Source organism: Klebsiella sp. KE9456, from assembly GCF_043832615.1.
In the GTDB taxonomy this organism is placed as follows: domain Bacteria; phylum Pseudomonadota; class Gammaproteobacteria; order Enterobacterales; family Enterobacteriaceae; genus Klebsiella; species Klebsiella indica.
The window spans coordinates 59,619-83,859 of the sequence record NZ_JBDYQK010000003.1 but is presented as its reverse complement, the minus strand read 5'-3'; the positions used below and the strand labels follow the sequence as shown (position 1 = coordinate 83,859).

Genomic DNA, 24,241 nt, shown 5'->3' with positions numbered 1-24,241 from the left:
AAATTTGTCTCCGTGTGGCGAAATACGCAAATTCGCGCGCTCTCCCCTGGCGCCATAAGTAAAAGTGATTGTGATACCATCCTGTTTTTACCGAGCACAAGGTTGAATCATGGGTGGTTTAAAACAGGAGTTGGGGCTTGCTCAAGGCGTGGGATTACTGTCCACATCATTACTGGGAACCGGCGTCTTTGCCGTCCCGGCGCTGGCTGCCCTGGTTGCCGGCGATAACAGCCTGTGGGCATGGCCGGCGCTGATTCTGCTGGTTTTTCCAATCGCAATCGTTTTTGCAACGCTGGGCCGCCACTTTCCCAGCGCGGGCGGCGTCGCACATTTTGTCGCCATGGCCTTTGGCCCACGGCTGGCGCGCGTCACCGGCTGGCTATTTTTATCGGTGATCCCCGTCGGGCTGCCCGCCGCCCTGCATATCGCCACTGGCTTTGGCCAGGCGCTTTTTGGCTGGCACGATAGCCAGTTATTGCTGGCCGAACTGGGAACGCTGGCGATTATCTGGTGGGTTGGCTCGCGCGGCGCCAGCTCCAGCGCCAATCTGCAAACGCTGATTGCCGTATTGATTGTGGCTTTAATCGTTGCCATCTGGTGGCGCGGCGATATAAACCCAACGCAAATCCCCTTCCCGGCCCCTTCTGATATCAGTCATTCGCAGCTTTTTTCTGCGCTCTCGGTGATGTTCTGGTGTTTTGTTGGTCTGGAAGCTTTTGCGCATCTGGCCGCGGAATTTAAGCAGCCAGAGCGTGACTTTCCTCGTGCGCTAATGATTGGCTTATTGCTGGCGGGCTCCGTTTACTGGGCCTGTACCGTGCTGGTGCTGCATTTTCATGCTTTCGGCGAAGAGATGGCCGCCGCCGCGTCGCTGCCCAATATCGTGGTGCGCCTGTTCGGCGTTAAGGCGCTGTGGATTGCCTGCGTTATCGGCTACCTCGCCTGTTTCGCCAGCCTCAATATTTATATTCAGAGCTTTGCCCGCCTGGTCTGGTCGCAGGCGCAATACAAGCCAGACAGCTATCTGGCCCGACTATCGCCGCGGCAAATTCCGCGCAATGCCCTGAACGCGGTGCTGGGTTGCTGTGTAGTAAGTTCCCTGTGCATTTATGAGCTCAATATCAATCTTGATGCCCTGATCATCTATGCCAACGGCATCTTTATCATGATTTATCTGTTGTGCATGCTGGCAGGATGTCAGTTACTGCAGGGGCGTTATCGCATGCTGGCGGCGGTTGGCAGCGCGCTGTGTCTTCTGCTGCTGGCGATGGTTGGCTGGAAGAGCCTGTATGCATTAGTGATGCTGGTCGTGCTATGGCTGTTCTTGCCCCAGCGCAAGTTAGCCGTCAAACAACTGTAGGCCGGATGCGCATGGCGCTACCCGGCCCGGCCCGGCCAATGTTAGTCCCGACGATCGTCTTTGTGATCCAGGCGATCGCGCTCCTCGTCTTTACGCTGAAACTCACCTTCAAAGGTATCGCCACTCCCCGTTCCCGCGCTAAATCCTCCCCCGGGCATCCGGCTAAAACGCAGATATGGCATCAGCTTCATCGTCAGATGCTTCTGCACCGGTGGCAACAGCAGCAGTAAACCCAGGAAGTCGGTAAAAAACCCCGGCAGTAACAGCAGCAAACCCGCAATAATCAATGACACACTTTTGATCATCTCCGCGGCCGGACTCTCCCCGGCCTCTATTTTTTGCTGCATCAGCATCAGGTTTTTAAAGCCCTGGTTTTTCACCAGCGATATCCCGACGACCGAGCTAAAGATCACCAGAATCAGGGTCAGCAATACACCGAGCACATGGGCGACCTGGATAAAGATCGATATCTCAATATAAACGTATAAAAAAACGGCAATTAACGGAATCCAACGCACCGGCGTCTCCTTCATTAACGGACGCCAGTGTTGGCCCCCGTAGTCAAAAATGTGCTATTCGCATAGCAAAGATCTTGGGTCAAAACGCGGTTTTTCAATCATCAAAAAAGCTTATTTTTTTCAAGAATAGAAAAGCGGTGATACATTTCACAGATTAATAATTCTTATCAGATCCGCTACATAATAAGTGATCGGGACGACGGATATTCGCTATCATCAGAATATAATCGTGGGCACCAGGCTTGTTGATGAAATAATCTGCGGCCAGAAAATGCGTCAGATTCCATAAATCCTGCGTATTTGGTGAATTCATAGGCAGCTTGAGAGAGAAGGTTCACATGTTAAACCACATTCGTATCGAAGAAGATTTGTTGGGTACCAGGGAAGTTCCAGCTGACGCCTACTATGGCGTTCACACTCTGAGAGCGATTGAAAACTTCTATATCAGCAACAACAAGATCAGCGACATACCTGAATTTGTCCGGGGTATGGTGATGGTGAAAAAAGCCGCGGCGTTGGCCAACAAAGAGCTGAAAACCATTCCTAAAAGCGTTGCGAATGCCATTATCGCCGCATGCGATGAGGTGCTGAATAACGGAAAATGCATGGACCAGTTCCCGGTTGATGTATTCCAGGGCGGGGCAGGCACTTCCGTGAATATGAACACCAACGAAGTGTTGGCAAACATCGGCCTTGAGCTGATGGGCCACCAAAAAGGTGAATATCAGTATCTCAACCCAAACGACCATGTTAACAAATGCCAGTCCACCAACGATGCCTACCCGACGGGTTTTCGTATCGCGGTCTACGCCTCTATCCTCAAACTGATTGATGCAATTAATCAGCTTGGCGAAGGCTTCCGGCAGAAGGCCGTTGAGTTCCAGGATATTCTGAAAATGGGCCGTACTCAGTTACAGGATGCGGTGCCCATGACCCTCGGTCAGGAGTTCCATGCATTCAACGTTCTGCTCAATGAAGAGACCAAATGCATCCTGCGTACCGCAGAACTGCTGCTGGAAGTCAACCTCGGCGCGACCGCGATCGGTACCCGTCTGAACACGCCGGAGGGTTACCAGCAGTTAGCGGTACAAAAACTGGCGGAAGTCAGCAACCTGCCGGTCATCCCCGCGGAAGATCTGATTGAAGCCACCTCCGACTGCGGCGCCTACGTCATGGTACACAGCGCCCTGAAACGTCTGGCGGTAAAACTCTCCAAAATCTGTAACGACCTGCGCCTGCTCTCTTCCGGCCCGCGCGCTGGTCTGAACGAAATCAATCTGCCAGAGCTGCAGGCGGGTTCTTCCATCATGCCGGCTAAAGTCAATCCGGTGGTCCCGGAAGTTGTCAACCAGGTGTGCTTCAAGGTTATCGGGAATGACACCACCGTCACGATGGCCGCCGAAGCCGGTCAGTTGCAACTGAACGTCATGGAACCGGTCATTGGCCAGGCGATGTTCGAATCTATCCATATTCTGACCAACGCCTGCTACAACCTGCTGGAAAAATGCGTCAACGGCATCACCGCCAACAAAGCGGTATGCGAAAGCTATGTCTACAACTCCATTGGCATCGTTACCTATCTCAACCCCTATATTGGCCACCACAATGGCGACATCGTCGGCAAAATTTGCGCCGAAACGGGCAAGAGCGTCAGGGATGTTGTGCTTGAGCGCGGGCTGCTGACCACTGCGGAGCTGGATGACATCTTCTCCGCGCAGAACCTGATGCATCCGGCCTATAAAGCGAAGCGTTATACCGATGAAAGTGAACAGTAAATTTCCAGATTAAACGTACAACGGGCATGTCAGCACTGACATGCCTTTTTTGTTCTTATTAGGTCATTAAATTACAACAAATTAATATCAACTTGCTAACAAACAAGGAAGACATCTATGTTTGGTGCAGAACTCATTATTGTCCTGCTGGCCATTTATCTGGGAGCCAGACTCGGGGGTATCGGCATCGGTTTTGCCGGAGGACTCGGCGTCCTCGTCCTTACCCTTGTTTTTCAAATCAAACCCGGGGCGATCCCCTTCGACGTCATTGAAATCATTATGGCGGTTATCGCTGCTATCGCCGCGATGCAGGTCGCCGGAGGAATGGACTATCTGGTCAGCCTTGCCGAACGCATGCTGCGGCGTCATCCTAAATACATTACCTTTCTCGCCCCGCTGGTCACCTGGTTTATGACCGTGCTGGCCGGAACCGGGCATACCGCTTTTTCTACGTTGCCGGTTATCACCGAAGTGGCGAAAGAACAGGGGATCCGTCCCTCACGCCCGCTCTCCATTGCCGTGGTCGCCTCACAGATTGCGATTACCGCCTCGCCGATTTCTGCGGCGGTGGTCTTTTTTGCCGGCATCCTCGAACCACTGGGCGTCAGCTACCTGACGCTACTGGCAATCTGCATTCCGGTCACCCTCGTCGCCGTCATGCTCACCGCCATCGTGTGTAACTTCCTCGGCAGCGAACTGAAAGACGACCCGGTCTATCAGGAGAGACTGGCCAAAGGGGAAGTCAAACTACGCGGCAGCCAGGTTTTTGAACTTAAGCCACACGCCAGACGCTCAGTCTTGCTGTTTCTGGTTGGTATCGTGGCGGTAATGTTCTACGCCACCGCCATCAGCGATACTGTCGGCCTGATCAAGAATCCGGTCCTGCCGCGTAATGAAGCGATCGTGGTATTTATGCTGACCATTGCGGCGCTGATTAGCATCACCTGTAAAATTGATACCGGAGAGGTGCTCAACGCCAGTACCTTTAAGTCCGGGATGAGCGCCTGCGTCTGCGTTCTCGGCGTTGCCTGGCTGGGCGATACGTTTGTCAAAGCCCATATTAGCGATATTCAGGCCGTCGCGGGCGACCTGCTGCACAACTATCCGTGGCTGCTGGCGGTGGTGCTGTTTTTCGCCGCGACACTGCTTTATTCCCAGGCAGCCACCACCAAGGCGTTGATGCCCGCCGCGCTCCTGCTGGGCGTCACGCCGCTGACCGCCATCGCCTCGTTCGCCGCCGTTTCTGCGCTGTTCGTCCTGCCGACCTACCCAACCCTGCTGGCGGCAGTCGAAATGGATGACACCGGCTCAACCCGCATTGGCAAATATGTCTTTAACCATGCTTTCCTGATCCCTGGCGTGATCGCCATTGCGCTGTGTGTGATCCTCGGGTTTATTTTTGGCGGCATCATGTTATAAATCTCAACAAATTCGGGCCAGATCCTGGCCCGTTTCGCTAATCTCCCCTTATTTTGCGTGCTATAGTGCCTCTTTTCGCTGATACGAGGTTCACGATGACGACGCCTGATGCTGTTGTTGTACTCTGTACTGCACCGGATGAAGCAACCGCCCAGGAACTGGCGGCCAAAGTGCTGGCGGAAAAACTCGCCGCCTGCGCGACGCTCTTGCCGGGAGCGACTTCGCTTTACTATTGGGAAGGGAAACTGGAGCAGGAGTATGAAGTACAAATGCTGCTAAAAACCGACCTCTCCCATCAGCAGGCGCTGCTGGACTGCCTGAAGTCCCATCACCCGTATCAAACCCCTGAACTTTTGGTTCTGCCCGTTATTCACGGAGACAACGATTACCTCTCATGGCTCAACGCATCATTACGCTGATCCTGCTGCTGTGCAGCACATCGGCCCTTGCCGGGCTGTTCGACGCCCCTGGCCATTCGAACTTTGTTCCTGCCGATCAGGCTTTCGCTTTTGATTTTCAGCAAAATCAACATGATATCAATCTGAGCTGGCAAATTAAGGAGGGGTACTACCTTTATCGCAAACAGATCAAACTGACCTCGGCCAATGCCACCTTTGGCGCCCCCGCCATGCCCTCAGGGGAATGGCATGAGGATGAGTTCTACGGCAAGAGCGAAATTTACCGTCATCGCCTGACAATACCTGTCACCCTGACAGAGGCTGCCGCTGGCGCGACCCTCACCGTGACGTATCAGGGATGTGCGGATGCGGGTTTTTGCTATCCGCCGGAAAGCAAAATCGTGCCGCTTGGCAAAGCGCTCCCGCTCACCGATCGCGCAACATCCGCCGTACAGCCGAAGCTGAATCCACCGCTGCCGCTGGAAACGCGCCCTGCGTTACCGGTAGAGTCTCCGCCCGTACTTCCGCGTCCCGCAGCGGATACCCCTGGTTCCCATCTGCCCTTTAGCGCGCTCTGGGCGCTATTAATCGGTATCGGCATCGCCTTTACTCCCTGCGTTCTGCCAATGTATCCGCTGATTTCCGGCATCGTCCTGGGCAGTAAACAGCGACTCACGACGCCCCGTGCGCTGCTGCTGGCATTTATCTACGTCCAGGGAATGGCGTTAACGTATACCGCGCTGGGTCTGGTGGTCGCCGCTGCCGGTCTGCAGTTCCAGGCGGCATTGCAGCACCCTTATGTGCTGATCGCCCTGTCTGTGGTATTTATTGTACTGGCGCTGTCGATGTTTGGGCTGTTTACTCTCCAGCTACCTTCGTCTCTGCAGACGCGTCTGACGCTGATGAGCAATCAACGTCAGGGCGGTTCGCCGGGCGGCGTATTCACGATGGGAGCGATTGCCGGGCTCATCTGCTCGCCCTGCACTACCGCACCACTGAGCGCTATTCTGCTGTATATCGCCCAGAGCGGTAATCTGTGGCTGGGCGGAGGAACACTCTATCTCTACGCGCTGGGTATGGGGCTGCCGTTGATTCTGGTGACCGTCTTTGGCAATCGCCTGCTACCCAAAAGCGGCCCGTGGATGGCTCACGTCAAAACAGCCTTTGGCTTTGTGATCCTCGCCCTACCGGTATTTTTGCTGGAGCGTATCGTCGGTGACCTATGGGGTCTACGGCTTTGGTCTCTGCTTGGCGTTGCCTTCTTTAGCTGGGCGTTTATTACCTCACTGAGTGCCCCTCGCCCATGGCTGCGTATCGTGCAGATAGCGATGCTTGGCGCCGCGCTGGTTAGCGCGCGTCCATTGCAGGACTGGGCTTTCGGCGAGCCGGTCGCCCAGCGACAGGCTCATCTGCAATTTACCCGCGTCAGCAACGTCGATGAGCTCAACATTGCGCTGGGCCAGGCTAAAGGTAAACCGGTGATGCTCGATCTCTACGCTGACTGGTGCGTGGCCTGCAAAGAGTTTGAGAAATACACGTTTAGTTCGCCTGATGTCCAACAGGCGCTGCATGAGACGGTGCTGCTGCAAGCGGATGTCACAAAAAACAACGTGGAAGAAGCGGCGCTGCTGAAGCACCTGCAGGTGCTCGGCCTACCCACAATTCTGTTCTTCAATGAACAGGGCGAGGAACAGTCCGCACGACGTGTCACCGGGTTTATGGACGCCGCGGCATTCATCGCCCATTTGCGCGATCGGCAACCGTGAGCAACACTTGAGGAGAGAAAATGGAGGAGAAGACCGTGCAACGTGAAGATGTCCTGGGTGAAGCCATCCGAATCCTCGAAATCGACGGTATTGCTAACACCACGCTGGAAATGGTCGCCGAACGTGTGGCTTACCCGCTTGATGATCTCAAACGTTTCTGGCCAGACCGCGAAGCGCTGCTGTATGACGCGCTGCGCTACCTCAGCCAGCAAGTCGACGCCTGGCGTCGCCAGCTCTTACTGGACACGTCGCTAAGCGCAGAACAGAAACTGTTAGCCCGTTATAGCGCGCTGACCACCTGCGTAAGCAACCATCGCTATCCGGGCTGCCTGTTTATTGCCGCCTGCACTTTCTATCCGGATGCCGGACATCCCATTCATCAGTTGGCGGAGCAGCAAAAGCAGGCTTCACTGGCCTATACCCATGAACTCCTCAGCCAGATGGAAGTTGACGATCCAGAGATGGTCGCCAGGCAAATGGAGCTTATCATTGAAGGCTGCCTGGGCCGCCTGTTGATCAAGCGCAGCCAGACCGATGTCGATACCGCACGACGCCTGGCGGAAGACATTTTACGTTTTGCGCAGTGCCGAACGGGTGGAGCTTTAACCTGATTCCGATATCTTAACGGTTTCGTCGCGCATATAATTTGCCTTTTACCGATATGCTGACAGGGTTTTATATGCGCTCTTTTCTTTGGGTCGCCATCATGGGGCTGTGTTCCGCACCGCTTCTGGCCGCCCCTCCGCAAGGTTTTTCTTTCGCGTATAAAGACTGGGAACTTGCCTGCGACAACACAGGCACCTGCCGCGCCGCAGGTTATGGCACGACACCTGGTGAAGTCAGCGTCCTGCTCACCCGTAACGCAGGCGCGGCACAGCACGTCAGCGCCGTCGCCACCTTCGCTCAAACCGAGCATGATATTCCGCCGGATGCCACGGTGAATCTCTTCATCGATGATCAGGATAACGGTACGCTTGACGCCACCGACGACAGCCACTTCCGCTTTGATGATACGCAGACAGCGGCCTTGATTCAGGCCCTGGAGCACAACGGTAAAATTGAGCTTGCGCTTAACGACGAACATAAGCTTCTCTCCAGCGCAGGCAGCAGTGCGGTATTCCTGAAAATGGATGAATTCCAGCAGCGTCTGGGTACCGCCGATGCGCTGCTACGTAAAGGCGACGCCGATGATGACAACACTCTGGCGGCGGCGCCCGCTCCCGAAATCATCGCCGCGCCGGTCATCCACAACGCAACAGCGATAGCGTTGACGACAAAACAAAGGAAGAAACTCCTGCCGTTGCTGGTTCCTCAGCTAAACAGTCATTGTGACGACTGGAAAAATGAGGAAATTCCAACTCAGGAACGCCAGCTCACTGCAACCCCGCTGGATAAAAACCACACATTGATTCAGGCCCTCTGCTGGCGCGCAGCCTATAACGACGGCTACGCCATGTGGGTCGTCGACAAAGCGCGTCTGACCCAACCTCAGCTCGTGGCCACTGACGCCTCCAGCTATGCCGACGGTGTTATCACCTTCTTCCACAAAGGTCGCGGTATCGCTGATTGTATCAGCGGTGAGGAACGCGTATGGGATGGTAAAACATTTGTGCAGAGCCTGAAATACACCACCGACGCTTGCCGGGAAATCGCTCCCGGCGGAGCGTGGATGCTGCCTACGTTTGTCAGTCAGGTGATCCCAAAGCAGCAGAAAGATGCCGATAACAACGCGCTGAAGGCGTTATACGACGCCGTGTTAAAAGAGCAAAAAATCAATCCGGAGATGGATCTGAATAAAATCGCCGAACAGTTTCCGCTAAGTGGCCATATCAGCCATTTTACGCTCGCCTATGTAGATGACTCTTTGGTCTCAACGAGCAAACCCTCCGCCGATATCAGCGATGACGAGTGGCAGGCATTTCTCCGGTCCGACATCAGCGCCGACTCTGAAAACGGCAAAGTCAGTTTCACGCTTGTCGACCTCGACGGTGACGGCAAACGTGATTTAATCATCGACAGCTACGTCGGCGGTAGCGGGCTCTTTAGCTATACCGGTGTATTAAAACGCGATGACGATACGTTTGATGCGGTGAATAGCGACGACAGCGGGAACGGCGATGACTTTGACGCGGGCGTCCCCGGTGCGATCTATTCTCTTAACGAACGCGGCGCGAACCAGTGGAGCCACTGGGTACGAATTAATGGCCAAGTGTATGCGCTCTGGTATAACGGTCAGTTTGGCGAAGATAATCTCTATCTGTTGCGTCCGTTTAGTTCCTCCAGCGGCACGCCTGCAGTGACTATTCGCTACCGCTATACCCTCAATGACATCAGATCGCCGGAAAAAGACCAGCCCCTGACGCCCGCGCTAAATCGCAGGGAAAAATCGGATTTACTGAAGTCGCTGGAAGTCATGCAGGGCAGTCTGTTAAAGGATAAACCGCAGAGCGACAGTGATGCCCCCATTTGCCCTATTCCTCCCGGAACCTCATCCGACGATGCGAATAACTATTACAGCGGCGTAGCCTCTAACTATATTTACGAAACCGTGGCATATATCCCGGTCTGGCTAAACGATAAATGTTTTATCGGTACCATATTTAGCCACCACGGCGCATACCGTCACGGCGTTGATGCGGAAATCACGATCAGCTCGCCGCGAGATGATGAGGACGTCGTTGGCGACTACATCATCTCCGGGCTACGCCGCGCAATTTCAGTAACCCACAGCTGGAAAATCCGCGAAGGTGATAACGGTATGATGTAATTTCGGGCAAAAAAGCGCATTCAGATGCAGAATTGCCGCAAAGTTAAGCAACCGGGAGATAAATCGAGAAATTTGATTGACGGAGCGTACGGATTACGGTTTAATGCGCCCCGTTGCCCGGATAGCTCAGTCGGTAGAGCAGGGGATTGAAAATCCCCGTGTCCTTGGTTCGATTCCGAGTCCGGGCACCACTTATTTAGAAACGGACGCCCTTCGGCGTCCGTTTTGCTTTATAAAATCAATAAGTTATCCCCATCCGGTTGTCTACTACTGTCCGTTAAAATCGACTGGCAGCGCCCCCTATTTGTTGGTAAAAAAGTTGGTAAACTCAGTTCGATGGGATTTTTACCAACATTTGCACAGGAGGCTTGTTATGCGCTTAACGGATATTGCTGTAAAAAACGCCAGGCCTTACGGCAAGCCAACAAAAATTTCTGATGGCAAAGGTCTGTATCTGCTCGTTTATCCCAACCGCTCTAAAGACTGGCAAGCGTCTTATCGCGTCGACGGTTAGCCAAAAGCCTTCTCAACTGGCACTTACCCTACCGTATCGCTTACTGGCACACGATGACTCTTTTATGGTGACTTTATGCCGCGCCATTACGCACCAGCGCCCCACCCTCCCGCAACAGACTGAGGATACGGTCGTGCTGGCGACGGTACTGGGTTTCCAGCATCAGCCAGGTATACGACCGGCAACTGGACTCCCGATGATGACGCAGCAATCGCAGCCCAGGAAACGCACCGCCGTGGTAGCTTTTGTCCTGATGAAAATCATCGGTAGAGACGTAGCGTACCCTGTGCAGTAGCCCCAACAGTTGGCGTATGGCCTTCCGGCTCGGCGCAGCACGCGCGTACTCATCCTGCAACGCCGTCAGCTCCCCAGTAAGGCGCGACAGATCAAAGTGCGGATCCAGTTCTTGTTGCAGTTGTACCAGCTCTTGCTGCAATTGCGCCAGATAATGCGGCGCGTCAAACGGCAACTCAGGCGCAGTCAGCAATTCTTCCAGCCAGCGGAAATGAATCTCGCAGTCGCGCCACTGGATATCATCGTCCACCTTGTCGCGGGTGTCGCACTCGGTATGCCACCACCAGCCACCGCCGCTACCGGGGGACTGAGTGGTGCGGGTTTCCGGCTCCTCGCGGAAGGCGAAATGCAGCGGGATACCGCAGCCCCAGAAGGATTGATCGCCTCCTTTGCCGAGCGGAGTGATGCGCCGGGCCGGGCCGCCAGTGACGTCACGTACCGCCCGGTTGAGAAACGCAACGCTCTCCGCGCCGCTGGCGTTGACCACCACCTGCGTGGCGTCCCGGCAGCCGGGAGAATCGACGTTGATATGCGCCACGCAGCGTTGTTGCAGCTCAAAGCGATACCGATCGGCGTACCATGTGGAACCGCCATAGCGGGCGTTGGAGTGCCCCGGCCACCAGGCGATACGCAGGCCGCGTTTCAGCACCTGACGATGCGCGGCAAAATGTGCCGCCATTGCCAGACATAGCGCGTTGCCGGTGGCGTTGTCGGTCACGCCTTCGTGCCAGGAATCGTAGTGGGACGATAACAGCACGAACTCGTCATGCTCGCCGCCAATTTCTACCACCGGCAGGCTGCACTCCGCCACGTGCAGATTCAGCCTCGTGGCGATGCGCGCCGTCAGCGGCCCCTGCACCAACAGCGACTGCAGTTCGGCCCCGCTACGTTTATTGATACTGATCACCGGCAGCGTCGGGTAAAGCACCGCATCATCCGGCACCGGTGAACCCCACACCGGGCCGACCGTCTCTTCGTGCAGCGCATCTTCGTCCGAGTCCCAGATATGAATCAGCCCAGCGGCTCCTGCCTGCATCAGCCGCTGCACGTAATCTTCGAAGCCCTGAAAAGCCACTACAATGCGGCCTTTCACCGCGGCTTCCCACGCCGGCAGTTCGTCGTCCGGCACGTATTCCTGGGAACGAACATCGAAGTACAACTCGGCCTCCACCCCCTGCGGGCAGTGAGCGGAGAAAGAGCGGGTTTTGGCCGCGCAGCGCCAATTCGGATGCGTGGGTAACGACAACGCGCCGGCCAGCGGATCGCTTAGCCACAACCGGCAGCGCTCGCGCTTTGCCGTCAGGCCATGACGCTCCAACAAGCCGATTAACACATCAACACTTCGCTCCGCATCCAGTGTGCCGGAAAGGCGGTGCAACCGCTGGAACTCGTCCAGCAGTGCAGTCATCAACGCCTTGAGCTGCGGAACGTCGGGAGTCATTGCGCGCCTCGCTGAACTTTCATTTCAATGTTACCGAAATAGTGCTGCTTGAGTTTTTCCCAGGTGCCGTCGGCCATAATTTTCGCCAACCCTTGATTCAGCCGCTGTTTCAACGCCTCATCGCCTTTACGAAGGCCATACGCCGAACCGATGCTGAACAATTTATTGTCCCGCACTTCGCCCCCCACCAGTTCAAAATCTTTGCCTTCCGGCTTGCTGAGAAAACCGAAGGTCACCGCCACCGCCGGGCTGAGCGCACCGTCCAGACGTCCGGCGGTTAGATCCTGATAAATAGAATCTTGATCGGCGTAAGCCACCACATCCACGCCGTGCGACGCCCAATACTGATTAGCGTACATTTCCTGAATGGTGCCCTGCTGCACAGCGATACGTTTCCCCCTCAATTTATCTACATCCGGCAGCAGGCCGCTGCCTTTGCACGCAACCAGTTGGGTGGGAATGTGGTAAACAAAGTCGGTGAAATCAATCGCCTTGCGCCGCTTCTCAGTGGCACCCTGGGGAGAGATAAAGTCCACCTTTTTCGCCAACAGTGCCGGGATTTCCGAATCGAAACTGCCAGCGACGTACTCACATTTCGCCTGAATGGCGGCGCACACCGCGTTGGTGATGTCGATTTCAAAACCCGACGGCACACCGTGGTTGTCGCGGTACTGGAACGGCGGATAGCCCAGATCGGCGGCGACGCGCAGCGTATCCGCCGCGGCGAGAGATTGGGTACAGACCAGCACGACAGACGCCGCCAAAACAGTTTTGATTATATTCATTGAGTTATTTCCCGGTGTTGGTTTGCCATTGAGTAAATTCACTACGCATTGCCTGGAAAAAGTCTTGATCGATGCACAGATCGTAAGCGGTCAATGCCAGCGCCTTAGCCGCATTTAGCATGGCGTCAATGCCCGCTGGCGCAGCGGCGGCGACGGCGAATTCCGGCGTGTGAGGCGTAACGTCGCCGATGCGTAAATAAGGATGGATGGTGGCGGTCACCTGGCTGACGTTACCGATATCCGACGACCCTACCCCGCCTTTCTGCGGCGGCTCATTCACGTCCAGTCCCAGTTGTTCCAGATTACGGCGGAAGCCCGCCGCCAGCGTTTGGTTGGTGTTGCGCTCGGCGTAGGTCAGCCCTTCTTCGATCTCCAGCCGGGCGCCGCTCATGTCGGCGGCGGCCTGCGCGGCGGCAAACACCTTCTGGCGCACGGTTTGCAGTCCTTTCACCGTGGCGGCGCGCATCAGGAATTTGGCTTCGGCGTAGGCCGGCACAATATTGGTGGCACTGCCGCCGTTGGTGATGATGCCATGCACCCGAATGTCATCGGTGAAAAACTGGCGTAGCGCGTTAACGCCGACAAAAGTATGAATTACCGCATCCAGCGCGCTGATGCCTTTTTCCGGCGCCGACGCTGCGTGGGACGCCTTGCCGTAAAATTTGAACACCGCATCCACACAGGCCAACGCCCCGCGCGTGACCATATTTTTCTCACGCGGATGGAACATCATCGCTGCGTCCACGTCGTCGAACACGCCGTGGTCAACCATGGTTATCTTGCCGCCACCCTCTTCTTCCGCCGGGGTGCCGATCACCTCCAGCCGCCCCGGCATCTCCGGATAAGCACTTTTTAGCGCCAGCGCGGCGGCAACCGATGCGGTGCCGATCAGGTTATGTCCGCAAGCATGTCCCAGCTCCGGCAGAGCATCGTATTCCGCCAACAGGGCGATGCGCGGGCCAGGTTTGCCGCTGTTCCAGGTGGCGCGGAAGGCCGTCGGCAGCCCTGCTACACCGGCGGTGATATCAAAGTCAGCCTCACGCAACGGCGCCATCAGCGCCGCCGCTGAACGCTGCTCGCCAAAGCTCAGTTCCGGCTGGGCATGGATGCGGCGCGCCAACTGCCCCATCGGTTCGCGTAACGCCTCAACGGCAAAAATAATTTTATCCTTGTGCTCAGTTATAGTGCAGGACGCCATGCCTGTCTCCTCAAATCAATGCAGGTAATCTTTTTTAAATTAATATGTTAGTTAGATATAAAACTTTTCCACTATGATGAAAAGTTAAGCTTTTTTATTGATTGTCAACTGAGACAAAAAATTATTTTATAGTTAAAGGAAAACATGAGGTTAAGCGCGATGAACGAAAAAGACTGGCTGATTGTGCACACCGTGTGGCAGCACAAGAACATCACCCGGGCGGCGGAGCAGCTATACACCTCTCAGCCGGCACTCAGCTACCGACTGCGGCAGATCGAACGCAAGCTCGGCATTCGGCTGTTTGCAGACGGTGCGCGTGGGCTGACGTTCAGCGCCCAGGGCCGCTATCTGGCACAACGGGCGGAGAGCATGCTCAACGACTACCAGCAGCTCAAGCAGACGTTACTCAATCTGGACAAACCGCAGCAGGGGGAATTGCGGATCGGCGTATCCAGCAACTATGCTGCCTACCGCCTGCCGGACAAGCTGGCGCAGTTCAACCAGCGCTACCCGGACATCAACATCCACCTGATTAGCGGTTACAGCGAAGAGATGTTCCAGCAGCTCCAGCGCGAGACCATCCATCTGGCGTTAGTGAAAGACCATTTCGGCTGGCGCGAAGGCAAGCAATTGGTCGAAGAAGACGACTATTACCTCGTCAGCCATCAGCCACTGGATCTGACGCGGCTACCGCACCTGCCGCAAATCCGCATCAACCACGGCCCGCACATATCCCAACTGATCGAGCGCTGGTGGAACGCCAACTACACCCGGCTGCCCAACGTGGCGATGACAGTGGACAAGCTGGAAGTGTGCCTGGCGATGGTGACACGCGGACTGGGCTATGCCATCGTTTCCAGCTATCTGGCCTTCGATGAACGTCTGTTCCGGGTCCCCATCGCCATCGACGGCCAGCCGGTGAAAAACCGCACCTGGCTGCTGTACCGCCACACCAGCACCGACGCCTCGGTGATTCTGCCGTTCGTGGGATTATTCGGATGAAGTGAAAACATCAAAGAAACAACAGGAACACGTTCGAGACCCAGAACAGAGCGCCTGGGCAAAATTATCCGCAGCTGTTACAGAACGCATGTGATACTGATTTTGCTGAGTGTTGGTACTGGACCTGTGGGCCCACCGTCCAGTGGACGTACTCAATACCGCGTTTCAGTTCGCCAGCCGTATCTTCACGCATCTTGCCATGCTCGTCGCTGATAAGCGCGACGGTTTTCTTTTCATTGGCTGTCCGCAACGGCTTGAAACGATAAAAATCGGTGCGCGTCTGGCCGGCGGCAGATTACGTCAGGCTGGCAGAGCCGCTTTGGCTGCAGCAATAACATCTCTCAATCTGACGAATCGCCTCGTCAATGGAGGGGACACTGCCAGCGGCAGCCTGACGCATTCCACCGTTAATCAAATAAGTAACGGTCTCCATCAGGCACACTCTTAACTAATCTGATGCAAGGCGTCGCCCACCGCGTCAAATAGACGATCCAGTTCAGCGGGTTCGCTGTTGAACATTGGCCCAAATTGCAAAGTGTCACCGCCAAAACGGACGTAGAAGCCTGCTTTCCACAGCGCCATGCCCGCATCAAAGGGGCGAACAGTCGCGTCGCCATCGCGACTGGCAAGCTGAATGGCGCCCACCAGACCACAGTTGCGAATATCAACCACATTCGGGCAGTTACGTAGTGCGTGCAGAGCGGTTTCAAAATGCTGCGCCAGTTCGGCGGAGCGGGCGATCAGTTGCTCTTTTTCCAGCAGGTCAAGAGTGGCAAGGCCCGCCGCGCACGCCACCGGATGAGCGGAGTAGGTGTAGCCGTGGCCGAACTCCACCGCGTGTTCCGGCAACGGCTGTGACATGAAAGCATCATAGATTTCGCTACTGGCCACCACGCCACCCAGCGGAATGGCACCATTGGTTATCTGCTTGGCGAAGTTGAGGATATCTGGCGTAACGCCAAAATACTCCGCCCCGCTCCAACGTCCCATACGCCCGAACCCGGTAATAACTTCGTCGAAAATCAGCAAAATATCGTGCCGGGTGCAAATTTCCCGCAGTCGTTGCAGGTAGCCCTGCGGCGGAATAATCGCGCCGGCGGAACCTGACAGCGGCTCAACGATCACGGCGGCGATGTTGCTGGCATCGTGCAGTTCAATCAGCTTCAGAAGCTCATCCGCCAGCGCCGGGCCGCCGGTGGCCGCCATCCCTTTGGTGAATGCCATACCCGCTTGCAGCGTATGCGGCAGGTGATCGACGTCCAGCAGAGGGCCGAACACCTTGCGATTGCCGCCGATGCCACCAAGACTGGTCCCCGCCATGTTAACGCCGTGATAGCCCCTGGCGCGGCCGATCAGTTTTGTCCTGGCGGGTTGCCCTTTAGCGCGCCAGTAGGCTCGAGCCATTTTGATGGCAGTATCGGCGGATTCGGAGCCAGAGCCGGTAAAAAAAACGTGGTTCAGGTTGCCTGGCATCAGGCTGGCGATTTTATCCGCCAGTTGAAACGACAGCGGGTGGCCATACTGGAAGCCCGGGGAATAGTCGAGCGTACCCAGCTGTTTGGCCACAGCTTGCTGGATTTCACTGCGAGTATGACCAGCGCCGCAGGTCCAGAGCCCCGACAGACTGTCATAAATCTGGCGCCCGTTAGCGTCTTGCAGCCAGCGTCCCTTCGCGGCCACGATAAAACGTGGATCACGGTGAAAGTTACGGTTGGCGCTAAACGGCATCCAGTGTGATTTCAGATTCAGCGATGCGATGTTGATGGCTTCGGACATAACGGATCTCTTCCTGCAAAGTGTTAGAAGAGTTTGCAATCAAGCAAAAGATAAGTTAAATCCAAATTACGAGACATTTAGTTAAGGTTTTTTTTACCTATGAAAACAAAATCGCTCGGACAGGTGACCGATTTCGATCTGAAGCTGCTGCGGATTTTTAAAACGGTGGTGGAATGCGGGAGTTTTTCCGGCGCCGAAAGCCTGCTGGGTATTACCCGTTCAGCCATCAGTATGCACATGAGCGATTTAGAAAAACGGCTGGGTATGCGGCTATGTCAGCGCGGCCGGGCAGGCTTTTCCCTTACTGACGAAGGGCGCGAGATACTGCGTATCAGCGACACCATGATGGCCGCTATTGAGGCGTTCCGTCAGCAGGTGAACCAGATGCACCGGCACCTGCGTGGCGAGTTTAACATCGGCATCATCAACAATCTGGTGACCCAGCCGATGATGCGCATTACCAATGCGCTGGATATGCTACGCGCGAAGGGGCCGGACGTGCGCATCAACCTGAGCATGTGCACGGCGGCGGATATCGAACGCGGCCTGATGGACGGGCGATTGCATGTGGGGGCACTGCCGTTAACGTCGCCGATATCCGCCCTGGATTACAAGCATCTTTATGATGAAAAATCAAACCTTTACTGTAGCGATAAACACCCTCTGTTCCACTGTGGAAAGGTATCCGACACTGCGCAACTCAGCCGTCTTGACGCGGTAGTACCGAGCTACCGGATGACGGCAGAAAGCATTGGCATTCACCAGTTGTTGTCATGCTCGGCGACGGCTTCCGATCGCGAAGGCGTCGCGTTTTTGATCCTGACGGGTCGCTTTGTGGGCTTTCTGCCGGATCACTATGCAGCACACTGGGTAGAAAAGGGAATAATGCGCGCCATTGAACCCGACAGACTGAGTTTTTCGACCAAAATCGCCCTCGCGACGCGTAAGGGGTCAAGACCAAATTCCATTCTTGAACTGTTTCTTAATTCCCTTTCCTGAGCACAAACTCCCCCTTGTTTAAGCAGATCAATGACATCGTCTATATGATGTTGCGCCATCGTATCGATAATAAAACCGGGCAAACCTGCACCACATCGTCATCCGGGAGTGCGGATCGCGCGCCCTGTAGGACGAGAAGCTCAGCCCATCTGGCGGTACTGAAAACAGAGAGTTTCAGTCAGCTTGCTGGAGTATACTCCGCCGACACCGCTACCACCGCGGCTCATACTGGCTGCATAAACAATGTCACCATTCCTCTTCTCACACGATCACATTTGTCCAGTTTTTTTACTGATAAATTATGTTACGTTATAACATTGCAATTTATAATTTAGTATTGGTGTATGAAACTTAAGCCTTCTTTGATAGCTCTCGCAGTAGCAGTAAATACTTCGCCTCTGGCCTGTGCAGCAGATGAAACCATCGTCGTCACCGGCAGTGACGTATCCGACTATTCCATCGAATCCGACTCGGCACGTCTTTCATCCGGTTCAGCCTCACGTCTCGGTCTGACCGATAAGCAAACGCCACGCCATACTGAAACCATCAGCGCCAGAACCATTGCGGCTAAGGGCAAACGCACGCTCACCGAAGTCGTTGAGAACGCCCCAGGCATGTCCGGCACCAGCTCACCTACGCTCTCAAACAGCGTTTCACTGCGCGGCTTCTCCGGCGTTTCCTGGCTGCTAAACGGCGTGGCTGTACCCGGTAGCACCATTCAAATCGCCGACCCGGTTCATTATGAAAACGTGGACATCCTGTATGGCACAGGCTCCGTTTTAAACGGTCTGAGTTCTGCCGGTGGCAGCGTCAACCTGATATCACGTAAAGCAACCTTTGGTCGACAGCCAGTAGAAGCTGACTATAGCTGGTCAAGCTATAACAGCCATCGCGCCCACATCGGCGCGGGCGGTACGCTTATTGAGGGTATCGCTGCTGGCCGCGTGGATGTCAGCGCATCAAATACCGGCACTCAGGTTGATAAAGAGCGCAGTCGCCCGAAGCGCATCAGCGCACAGCTCCTGCTGACGCCGACCGATAACACACAGGTCACTTTTGACATCGATCGTAGCTTAACGGATATGCGCAATCCCTATTTCGGGACGCCTGTCATCAACGGTAAAGTTGATCGCGACTTGCGCCATGTAAACTACAACAACATTCAGGATGCGCATATCCGCAGCCAGGCAACCTCATTCCAGTCGACCCAGTCCTGGTATGCGACGCCTGATGTAACCTTTGATAACCAGTTCTACTATTACAAAGGTTTCCGCGAATGGCAGAACGTTGAACGCTATTACCCGTCAAACAAAGCGGGCTATGTGACCCGTGATTCTTATGGCGATCTTGCTCATGATGACAAGCTGACGGGCAACCGTACTATGGTCACCTGGGATCACCCGATTGCATCATTCACCAACCGCGTGACTGCGGGTGTCGATTTTTCAAAACGCGAATTCCAGTACTATTATAACGGCTTCCCGGGGGGCGAAGAGGTTCTGCTGACCAACCCCGCCGCCAATGACTTTCGCACCGGTGCGGGTGGCAAGATGCGCTCACCTGTTCGTCACATCACTCAGAACCAGTATGCCTTGCTGCTGGAAGACAATCTGAATATCACTGATGCTGTCGCCCTGTTAAGCCAGTTGCGCTATACCAACCTGGACATGCACTGGAATTACCAGCAGGACAATAAAACCATCAATCATAGCTATAGCTTTATGAGCGTTGGTATTGGGCCGAGCTGGGCCATTAACGAAAACTGGACGGTATATGCCAACTATTCCACAGGTAAAGAGCCCGGCAGCGATATCTTCTTTATCAGCCCTGAACAAACGTCCCTGCCACTTACAGAAGTTCAGCAATATGAAGCCGGTGTAAAAGGGACATTCGACCACGGCGAAATGAAGCTGGCCGTTTACGATCTGCAGAAAAAAAATCTTTATCAGCAATCGGCTGTCCAGGCCGGTGTATGGAATGCGGTTGGCAAGCAGACTTCGCGCGGCATCGAGTTCAGCGGATTGATTAAACCGCTGGATAGCGTCACGCTGGCGGGTAATGTGGCTTATACCCATGCGCGCTTTGACCATTTCAAACAAGGTACGCAGGACCTTTCCGGTAATCAGCCGCGCTATATCCCGGCGTGGACGGCTAACCTTTCTGGCCGTTATATGCCGATTAGCAAACTGGGGCTGGGCGCGCAGCTCCACTATGTTGGCAGTAGCTATAACGATGATGCCAACAAAAACAAAATGGGCGATTACACGACTGTCGACCTGAACGCCGATTATGAAGTGATTAAGGACGTTACCGTAGGCACCCGCGTGCGTAACCTGACGGATCGCTTCTACACCTGGCAGCGTACTTATACAGGGCAGGAAATGATTGCGCCAGGTCGAACTTACGAAGCCTATGTCAACATGCGCTTCTGATGAAACGTCTGGCCTCCCTCGCATTGCTGGCAACCTTCGCCAGCTTTGCGCATCCCGTTACGTTACAGAACTGCGGAAGATCCTGGACGTTTGAGCACGTACCACAGCGGGCAATCGTCTATATGCCGACCGCAATGGAAAACATGCTCGCATTACGTCTGGGAGATTCCGTGATCAGTGCTGTTGGTTATCGGCCAGATGAAGATACCGCGCCCTCCCCCTGGTACAAACCGCTAAAAGCACGTCTCGACAGTTCGCCCTGGTCGGGAGAGGCCTTGCTGAGTTCCCGGCCAGATTTTATCTATTCCGGCAGCTATTACTGGTTTAACAGCCCGGAGACCGCCGGTCGTGAAAGGATGGCTGAATGGGGAATTGGAAGCTGGCTCATTGAAGGGATGTGCAATGGCCTGCAAAGTGGGCCTCCTGCGCCTGTAACCTTCGACAGCATCTACGACGAGTTGCGTAATATTGCGCGCATATATGGCGTGGAGCCGCGCGCAGAGGCGCTTATCAATGAACTGAAGCAGCAGGTCACTGCTGACAGCCGCATAAAACTGCCACGCAGAACGCTCATGTGGTGGTATTCCGGTACGGCAACACCTTATGTGGCGGGCGGTTATGGCGCTTCTGAACTGTTAACCAAAACCATCGGCAGTAAAAATATCTTTGATAACAGTGCTGAACTGTGGCCCGCCATGAGCTGGGAGGTCATTGCCGAACGAGACCCTGACTACCTGATCCTGGGCGATCTGCAAAGGGGTGGAGATGGCGACAGCGCCCGGAGCAAAATCGATTTTCTTGAACGTCATCCCCTCACCGCAGGCATGAAGGCGGTTAAAGCAAAACGTTACATCATTTTACCTGGCTATGACATGGACGCATCTGCGCGTTCAGTTCTGGCCCTTCACCGACTAGTCACACAAATACACGCTAAGGAACAACATGACCTTTCCAGCCCGCGAATTACTGAAAAACTGGGACGAACAACAAAGCGCCTACATCGCTCACCGTGAAGAACGCTATAACGCCGCGCTGGATGTTCTGGCAATGCTATATGGCGAAGAATTCCATGTGGTGGATCTGGCCTGTGGTCCAGGCTCATTCAGCATGCGTCTTCTGAATCGCTTTCCGGCGATAAGAGTAACGGCTATTGACCTAGACCCGCTTCTGCTTACGCTGGCCAAAGAAGCCTTATCTGAATACAGTGACCGTATTCAGTTCTTCAGCGGCGATATTGCAACAGCGGATTGCTTTGCCGCTATTACCGACAAACCGCAGGCCGTTGTTTCCAGTACAGCCATCCACTGGCTGCTGCCGGAACAGCAGGTCGCGCTTTATCGCAACATCTTTAACCTGCTGGATGAACATGGCTTATTTATGAATGCCGACCACCAGCGCTTTGACGCGCGTAACCCGCACCAGGAACGGATTGCCCGGCTTCATGACGAAGATACGCAGAAAAAAGCCTGGACAGCGGGCGTGCAGGACTGGGATAGCTGGTTTGCATCGGCCACCCGTCATCATGAGCTGGCTGATTTGATGGACGCGCGCACCGCTATCTTTAAAGACCGCCCGACACCGCTGCCCACCACGGTCGAATTCCAGCTCGCCGCTCTGCGCCAGGCGGGTTTTAGCGAAACGGGTACTCTCTGGCAATTCCTGGATGATTATGTGATCGCTGGCTGGAAATAATCATGCTGCGTTCGCCTGTTTTTCGCCTCTCCATGCTGTTTCCGGCCCTGATGCTGGCGTTTTGCATTGCCATTATGTATGGCCCGGTGACCTTTTCCATAAAGGACGTAGCAAATGCCATACTGGCAGGCTACTGGCATAGCGATACAGCGGGAACGCTTCATCAGCGGATCGTATGGTCTCTGCGTATGCCGCGCACCCTGCTTGCTGCGCTGGCGGGCGCCGCATTAGCGCTGGCCGGAACGGTGCTCCAGTCGTTGACACGTAATCCTCTTGCCGACCCCTGGGTGTTGGGGATCTCATCCGGCGCAGGGTTTGGCGCGGTACTGGTCATTGCGCTTGGTCTCAGTGCGGGCTGGGCCGCTGTACCTGCCGGAGCGTTCTGCGGCGCGATGCTGGCTTTCGCACTGGTGCTTTTCATGGCGCGGAAATCGCTATCCAGCCAGTCCAGCCGTTTTATCCTGACCGGCGTCGCCGTGACACAGCTTCTCTCCGCCGCCACATCATTAACCACGCTCTGGAAAACGGATGCAGACACCACGCGAGGGGTGATGTTCTGGCTGCTGGGAAGCTTTGCACAGGCATCCTGGCTTCAGGTACTGCTTTGCGCACTGGTGCTGCTGCCGATATTTATGTTCTGCTGGTGGCGGGCAATAGAGCTGGATGTGCTCACGTTCGGCAATGTGACGGCGGCGTCGCTTGGTGTGGACGTTGGCGCAATCAGGCTCGCCCTGTATTGTTTATTGACCTTATTGACTGCGGTCATTGTGGCATGTTGCGGAGCAATAGGTTTTATTGGGCTGACCGTGCCTCATATCGCCCGCATATTCATTGGTCATCGCCATCGATCGCTGCTGCCGGCATCCATGCTGTGCGGCGCGACTTTTACCGTTCTGGCGGATACGCTTGCCCGAACGCTGTTTGCGCCCCGTGAACTCCCCGTCGGCATCCTGACGGCGATGCTCGGGGTTCCGGTATTTCTGTTCCTGATTTCACGGACTTCCCGATAAAAGGCGGCTCCGGATGGTACTGACCGATTGCTGACAGAGTGTGTATTCTGAAATTGCGCGACGGGGCTACGCAAAATCTATAACGCGGTAATATTGTTCATATTGCAGGCCGGGCCAGGCGTTAGCCGCGACCCCGTAGAAATACGAACACCATATCTAAGCCAGATTTGTCATCGGCCTCAAAACGGTTAACCGTTTCATTCTGCGACTCAAGTTATTCAGGACATAGCAACAAAGAACAAACCGCTTCTTTATTATATATAACGCATTATTAGTAGCGTTTCCCGTAACAATGATTGTGCCTATCAATATCGGATTAAATTAATAAAATTCCACACATTTTCATCTTGCAGATCTAACTCAATGGTATTAATCCCTCCATTTAACATTCTCACAAGGGGATTCCAACAGTTTATTTTTAAAGATAAACAAACAAGCTTCGTTAAAATTAGTCAGTCCCAGACGTTCATAAAGCTCAATCCGTTTTCGATAAAGACTTTTCACCGAAGTATTGAGTTCAGCCGCAATTTCACCCATGGTCATTCCTGCATTGAGTCGCTGCAAAATAATTTTCTCCTGCACATTCAGGCGCAGACTCTGTAGCCCCTCTTTGGTCAGGCGTTTACTTCTTAACTTAAGAAAGAGCGTAAAAAGGGCCGCTATATCGGTATCAGTAGACATCGATGACATGTTCAATAAAAAACTCAGGCTGAGTAGATTTTCTTCCCGGTGACGCATATCAAGGACGATGCAGCTAATGCGTTTTCTGGTCAAAGCGGCATCCAGTATAAGATGTTCATAAAAATGTAGCGGCGCGCGGCTATCGATAAGAGCAGAATACTCGTCAGCATCGCCGAAAAATAGCGTTGTGTTAATCGAATATAACTGGATGATATCAGGATAAAAGACCTTAACACCTTGAAAAAGATAGTAGTCCTGAGTAATCAACAACATCTTCGTTGCCACAAACCATCCTTTAACATTAAAGCAACAAAATTCCTCCAGGTGAAGGGTATCTCCGCCTTATGGAGCATTGACTATAACGATAAACAGTCCCCTGTTATCATAATTTATCTATTTCTCGTCGATAACGCG

At 54.4% G+C, this 24,241-nt stretch carries 21 protein-coding genes and 1 tRNA gene; 16 read left to right on the top strand and 6 right to left on the bottom strand.

What is annotated here, in order from left to right; translation table 11 throughout:
• Positions 1-109: 109 nt before the first annotated feature.
• Positions 110-1,360 carry an L-methionine/branched-chain amino acid transporter gene (yjeH, locus tag ABK821_RS04060; RefSeq protein ID WP_138358472.1) on the top strand — a complete coding sequence of 417 codons (1,251 nt, stop codon included), beginning with the start codon at positions 110-112 and terminating at the stop codon, positions 1,358-1,360.
• A gap of 41 nt (positions 1,361-1,401) precedes the next feature.
• Here yjeH and ABK821_RS04055 read toward each other — a convergent pair whose 3' ends face one another.
• Positions 1,402-1,878, bottom strand: a complete 477-nt coding sequence (locus tag ABK821_RS04055; protein ID WP_171034797.1) for an FxsA family protein — start codon at positions 1,876-1,878, stop codon at positions 1,402-1,404.
• A gap of 338 nt (positions 1,879-2,216) precedes the next feature.
• Here ABK821_RS04055 and aspA point away from each other — a divergent pair, with 338 nt between their 5' ends.
• From aspA to ABK821_RS04015, 8 genes are all read left to right on the top strand, one after another.
• Positions 2,217-3,653, top strand: coding sequence for an aspartate ammonia-lyase (gene aspA / locus ABK821_RS04050; RefSeq protein WP_138358468.1), 1,437 nt, complete (start codon positions 2,217-2,219; stop codon positions 3,651-3,653).
• A gap of 117 nt (positions 3,654-3,770) precedes the next feature.
• Positions 3,771-5,072, top strand: a complete 1,302-nt coding sequence (locus ABK821_RS04045; RefSeq protein WP_138358466.1) for an anaerobic C4-dicarboxylate transporter — start codon at positions 3,771-3,773, stop codon at positions 5,070-5,072.
• Positions 5,073-5,167: 95 nt separating this feature from the next.
• Complete coding sequence (gene cutA, locus ABK821_RS04040; RefSeq protein WP_138358464.1) at positions 5,168-5,491, top strand: divalent cation tolerance protein CutA; 324 nt, start codon at positions 5,168-5,170, stop codon at positions 5,489-5,491.
• On the top strand, positions 5,467-7,236 hold the full coding sequence (locus tag ABK821_RS04035) for a protein-disulfide reductase DsbD (RefSeq protein ID WP_343178163.1): 1,770 nt from the start codon (positions 5,467-5,469) through the stop codon (positions 7,234-7,236). Before cutA ends, ABK821_RS04035 begins: the two co-directional genes overlap by 25 nt.
• A gap of 20 nt (positions 7,237-7,256) precedes the next feature.
• Positions 7,257-7,847 (top strand): transcriptional regulator, encoded by a 591-nt coding sequence (locus ABK821_RS04030; RefSeq protein WP_185929282.1) that lies wholly within the window; start codon positions 7,257-7,259, stop codon positions 7,845-7,847.
• A 68-nt stretch (positions 7,848-7,915) separates the two neighbouring features.
• On the top strand, positions 7,916-10,003 hold the full coding sequence (locus ABK821_RS04025) for a DUF1176 domain-containing protein (protein ID WP_343178164.1): 2,088 nt from the start codon (positions 7,916-7,918) through the stop codon (positions 10,001-10,003).
• Between the two features lie 115 nt (positions 10,004-10,118).
• Positions 10,119-10,194 (top strand) — tRNA-Phe (locus ABK821_RS04020).
• A 182-nt stretch (positions 10,195-10,376) separates the two neighbouring features.
• The gene (locus ABK821_RS04015; RefSeq protein ID WP_241675603.1) at positions 10,377-10,517 is read left to right on the top strand and encodes an Arm DNA-binding domain-containing protein; all 141 of its coding nucleotides are present in this window, start codon (positions 10,377-10,379) and stop codon (positions 10,515-10,517) included.
• A gap of 73 nt (positions 10,518-10,590) precedes the next feature.
• On the opposite strand, the gene ABK821_RS04010 is transcribed toward ABK821_RS04015, so the two are convergent.
• The 3 genes from ABK821_RS04010 to ABK821_RS04000 are packed head-to-tail and all read right to left on the bottom strand — an operon-like array spanning position 10,591 to position 14,235.
• On the bottom strand, positions 10,591-12,252 hold the full coding sequence (locus tag ABK821_RS04010; protein ID WP_142502928.1) for a M28 family metallopeptidase: 1,662 nt from the start codon (positions 12,250-12,252) through the stop codon (positions 10,591-10,593).
• The gene (locus ABK821_RS04005) at positions 12,249-13,037 is read right to left on the bottom strand and encodes a transporter substrate-binding domain-containing protein (protein ID WP_343178165.1); all 789 of its coding nucleotides are present in this window, start codon (positions 13,035-13,037) and stop codon (positions 12,249-12,251) included. The genes ABK821_RS04010 and ABK821_RS04005 overlap by 4 nt, the downstream gene beginning before the upstream one ends.
• Before the next feature lie 4 nt (positions 13,038-13,041).
• Complete coding sequence (locus tag ABK821_RS04000) at positions 13,042-14,235, bottom strand: M20 family metallopeptidase (protein ID WP_142502929.1); 1,194 nt, start codon at positions 14,233-14,235, stop codon at positions 13,042-13,044.
• A 159-nt stretch (positions 14,236-14,394) separates the two neighbouring features.
• Here ABK821_RS04000 and ABK821_RS03995 point away from each other — a divergent pair, with 159 nt between their 5' ends.
• Entirely contained in the window at positions 14,395-15,237 is an 843-nt protein-coding gene (locus tag ABK821_RS03995) for a LysR family transcriptional regulator (RefSeq protein ID WP_142502930.1), read from the top strand.
• Between the two features lie 142 nt (positions 15,238-15,379).
• Positions 15,380-15,685, top strand: a complete 306-nt coding sequence (locus ABK821_RS03990; RefSeq protein ID WP_185929285.1) for a hypothetical protein — start codon at positions 15,380-15,382, stop codon at positions 15,683-15,685.
• Here ABK821_RS03990 and ABK821_RS03985 read toward each other — a convergent pair.
• On the bottom strand, positions 15,682-17,013 hold the full coding sequence (locus ABK821_RS03985) for an aspartate aminotransferase family protein (protein WP_308560755.1): 1,332 nt from the start codon (positions 17,011-17,013) through the stop codon (positions 15,682-15,684). The two genes, ABK821_RS03990 and ABK821_RS03985, sit on opposite strands and share 4 nt — an antisense overlap.
• 99 nt (positions 17,014-17,112) lie before the next feature.
• Between ABK821_RS03985 and ABK821_RS03980 the strand changes: the two genes are divergently transcribed.
• The 5 genes from ABK821_RS03980 (at position 17,113) to ABK821_RS03960 (ending at position 23,146) form a co-directional block, all read left to right on the top strand.
• Positions 17,113-18,012: a LysR family transcriptional regulator gene (locus tag ABK821_RS03980; RefSeq protein ID WP_142502933.1), complete on the top strand. Its 900-nt coding sequence runs from the start codon at positions 17,113-17,115 to the stop codon at positions 18,010-18,012.
• 344 nt (positions 18,013-18,356) lie between these two features.
• Positions 18,357-20,444, top strand: a complete 2,088-nt coding sequence (locus tag ABK821_RS03975; protein ID WP_343178167.1) for a TonB-dependent receptor — start codon at positions 18,357-18,359, stop codon at positions 20,442-20,444.
• Positions 20,444-21,457 (top strand): ABC transporter substrate-binding protein, encoded by a 1,014-nt coding sequence (locus ABK821_RS03970; protein ID WP_343178168.1) that lies wholly within the window; start codon positions 20,444-20,446, stop codon positions 21,455-21,457. Before ABK821_RS03975 ends, ABK821_RS03970 begins: the two co-directional genes overlap by 1 nt.
• A complete protein-coding gene (locus ABK821_RS03965; RefSeq protein WP_343178169.1) occupies positions 21,387-22,136 on the top strand; it encodes a class I SAM-dependent methyltransferase in 750 nt (249 codons plus the stop codon). Before ABK821_RS03970 ends, ABK821_RS03965 begins: the two co-directional genes overlap by 71 nt.
• A 32-nt stretch (positions 22,137-22,168) precedes the next feature.
• Complete coding sequence (locus ABK821_RS03960; RefSeq protein ID WP_308560842.1) at positions 22,169-23,146, top strand: iron ABC transporter permease; 978 nt, start codon at positions 22,169-22,171, stop codon at positions 23,144-23,146.
• A gap of 369 nt (positions 23,147-23,515) precedes the next feature.
• Here ABK821_RS03960 and ABK821_RS03955 read toward each other — a convergent pair whose 3' ends face one another.
• Positions 23,516-24,100: a LuxR C-terminal-related transcriptional regulator gene (locus tag ABK821_RS03955; protein WP_138358651.1), complete on the bottom strand. Its 585-nt coding sequence runs from the start codon at positions 24,098-24,100 to the stop codon at positions 23,516-23,518.
• Between the last annotated feature and the right edge of the window lie 141 nt (positions 24,101-24,241).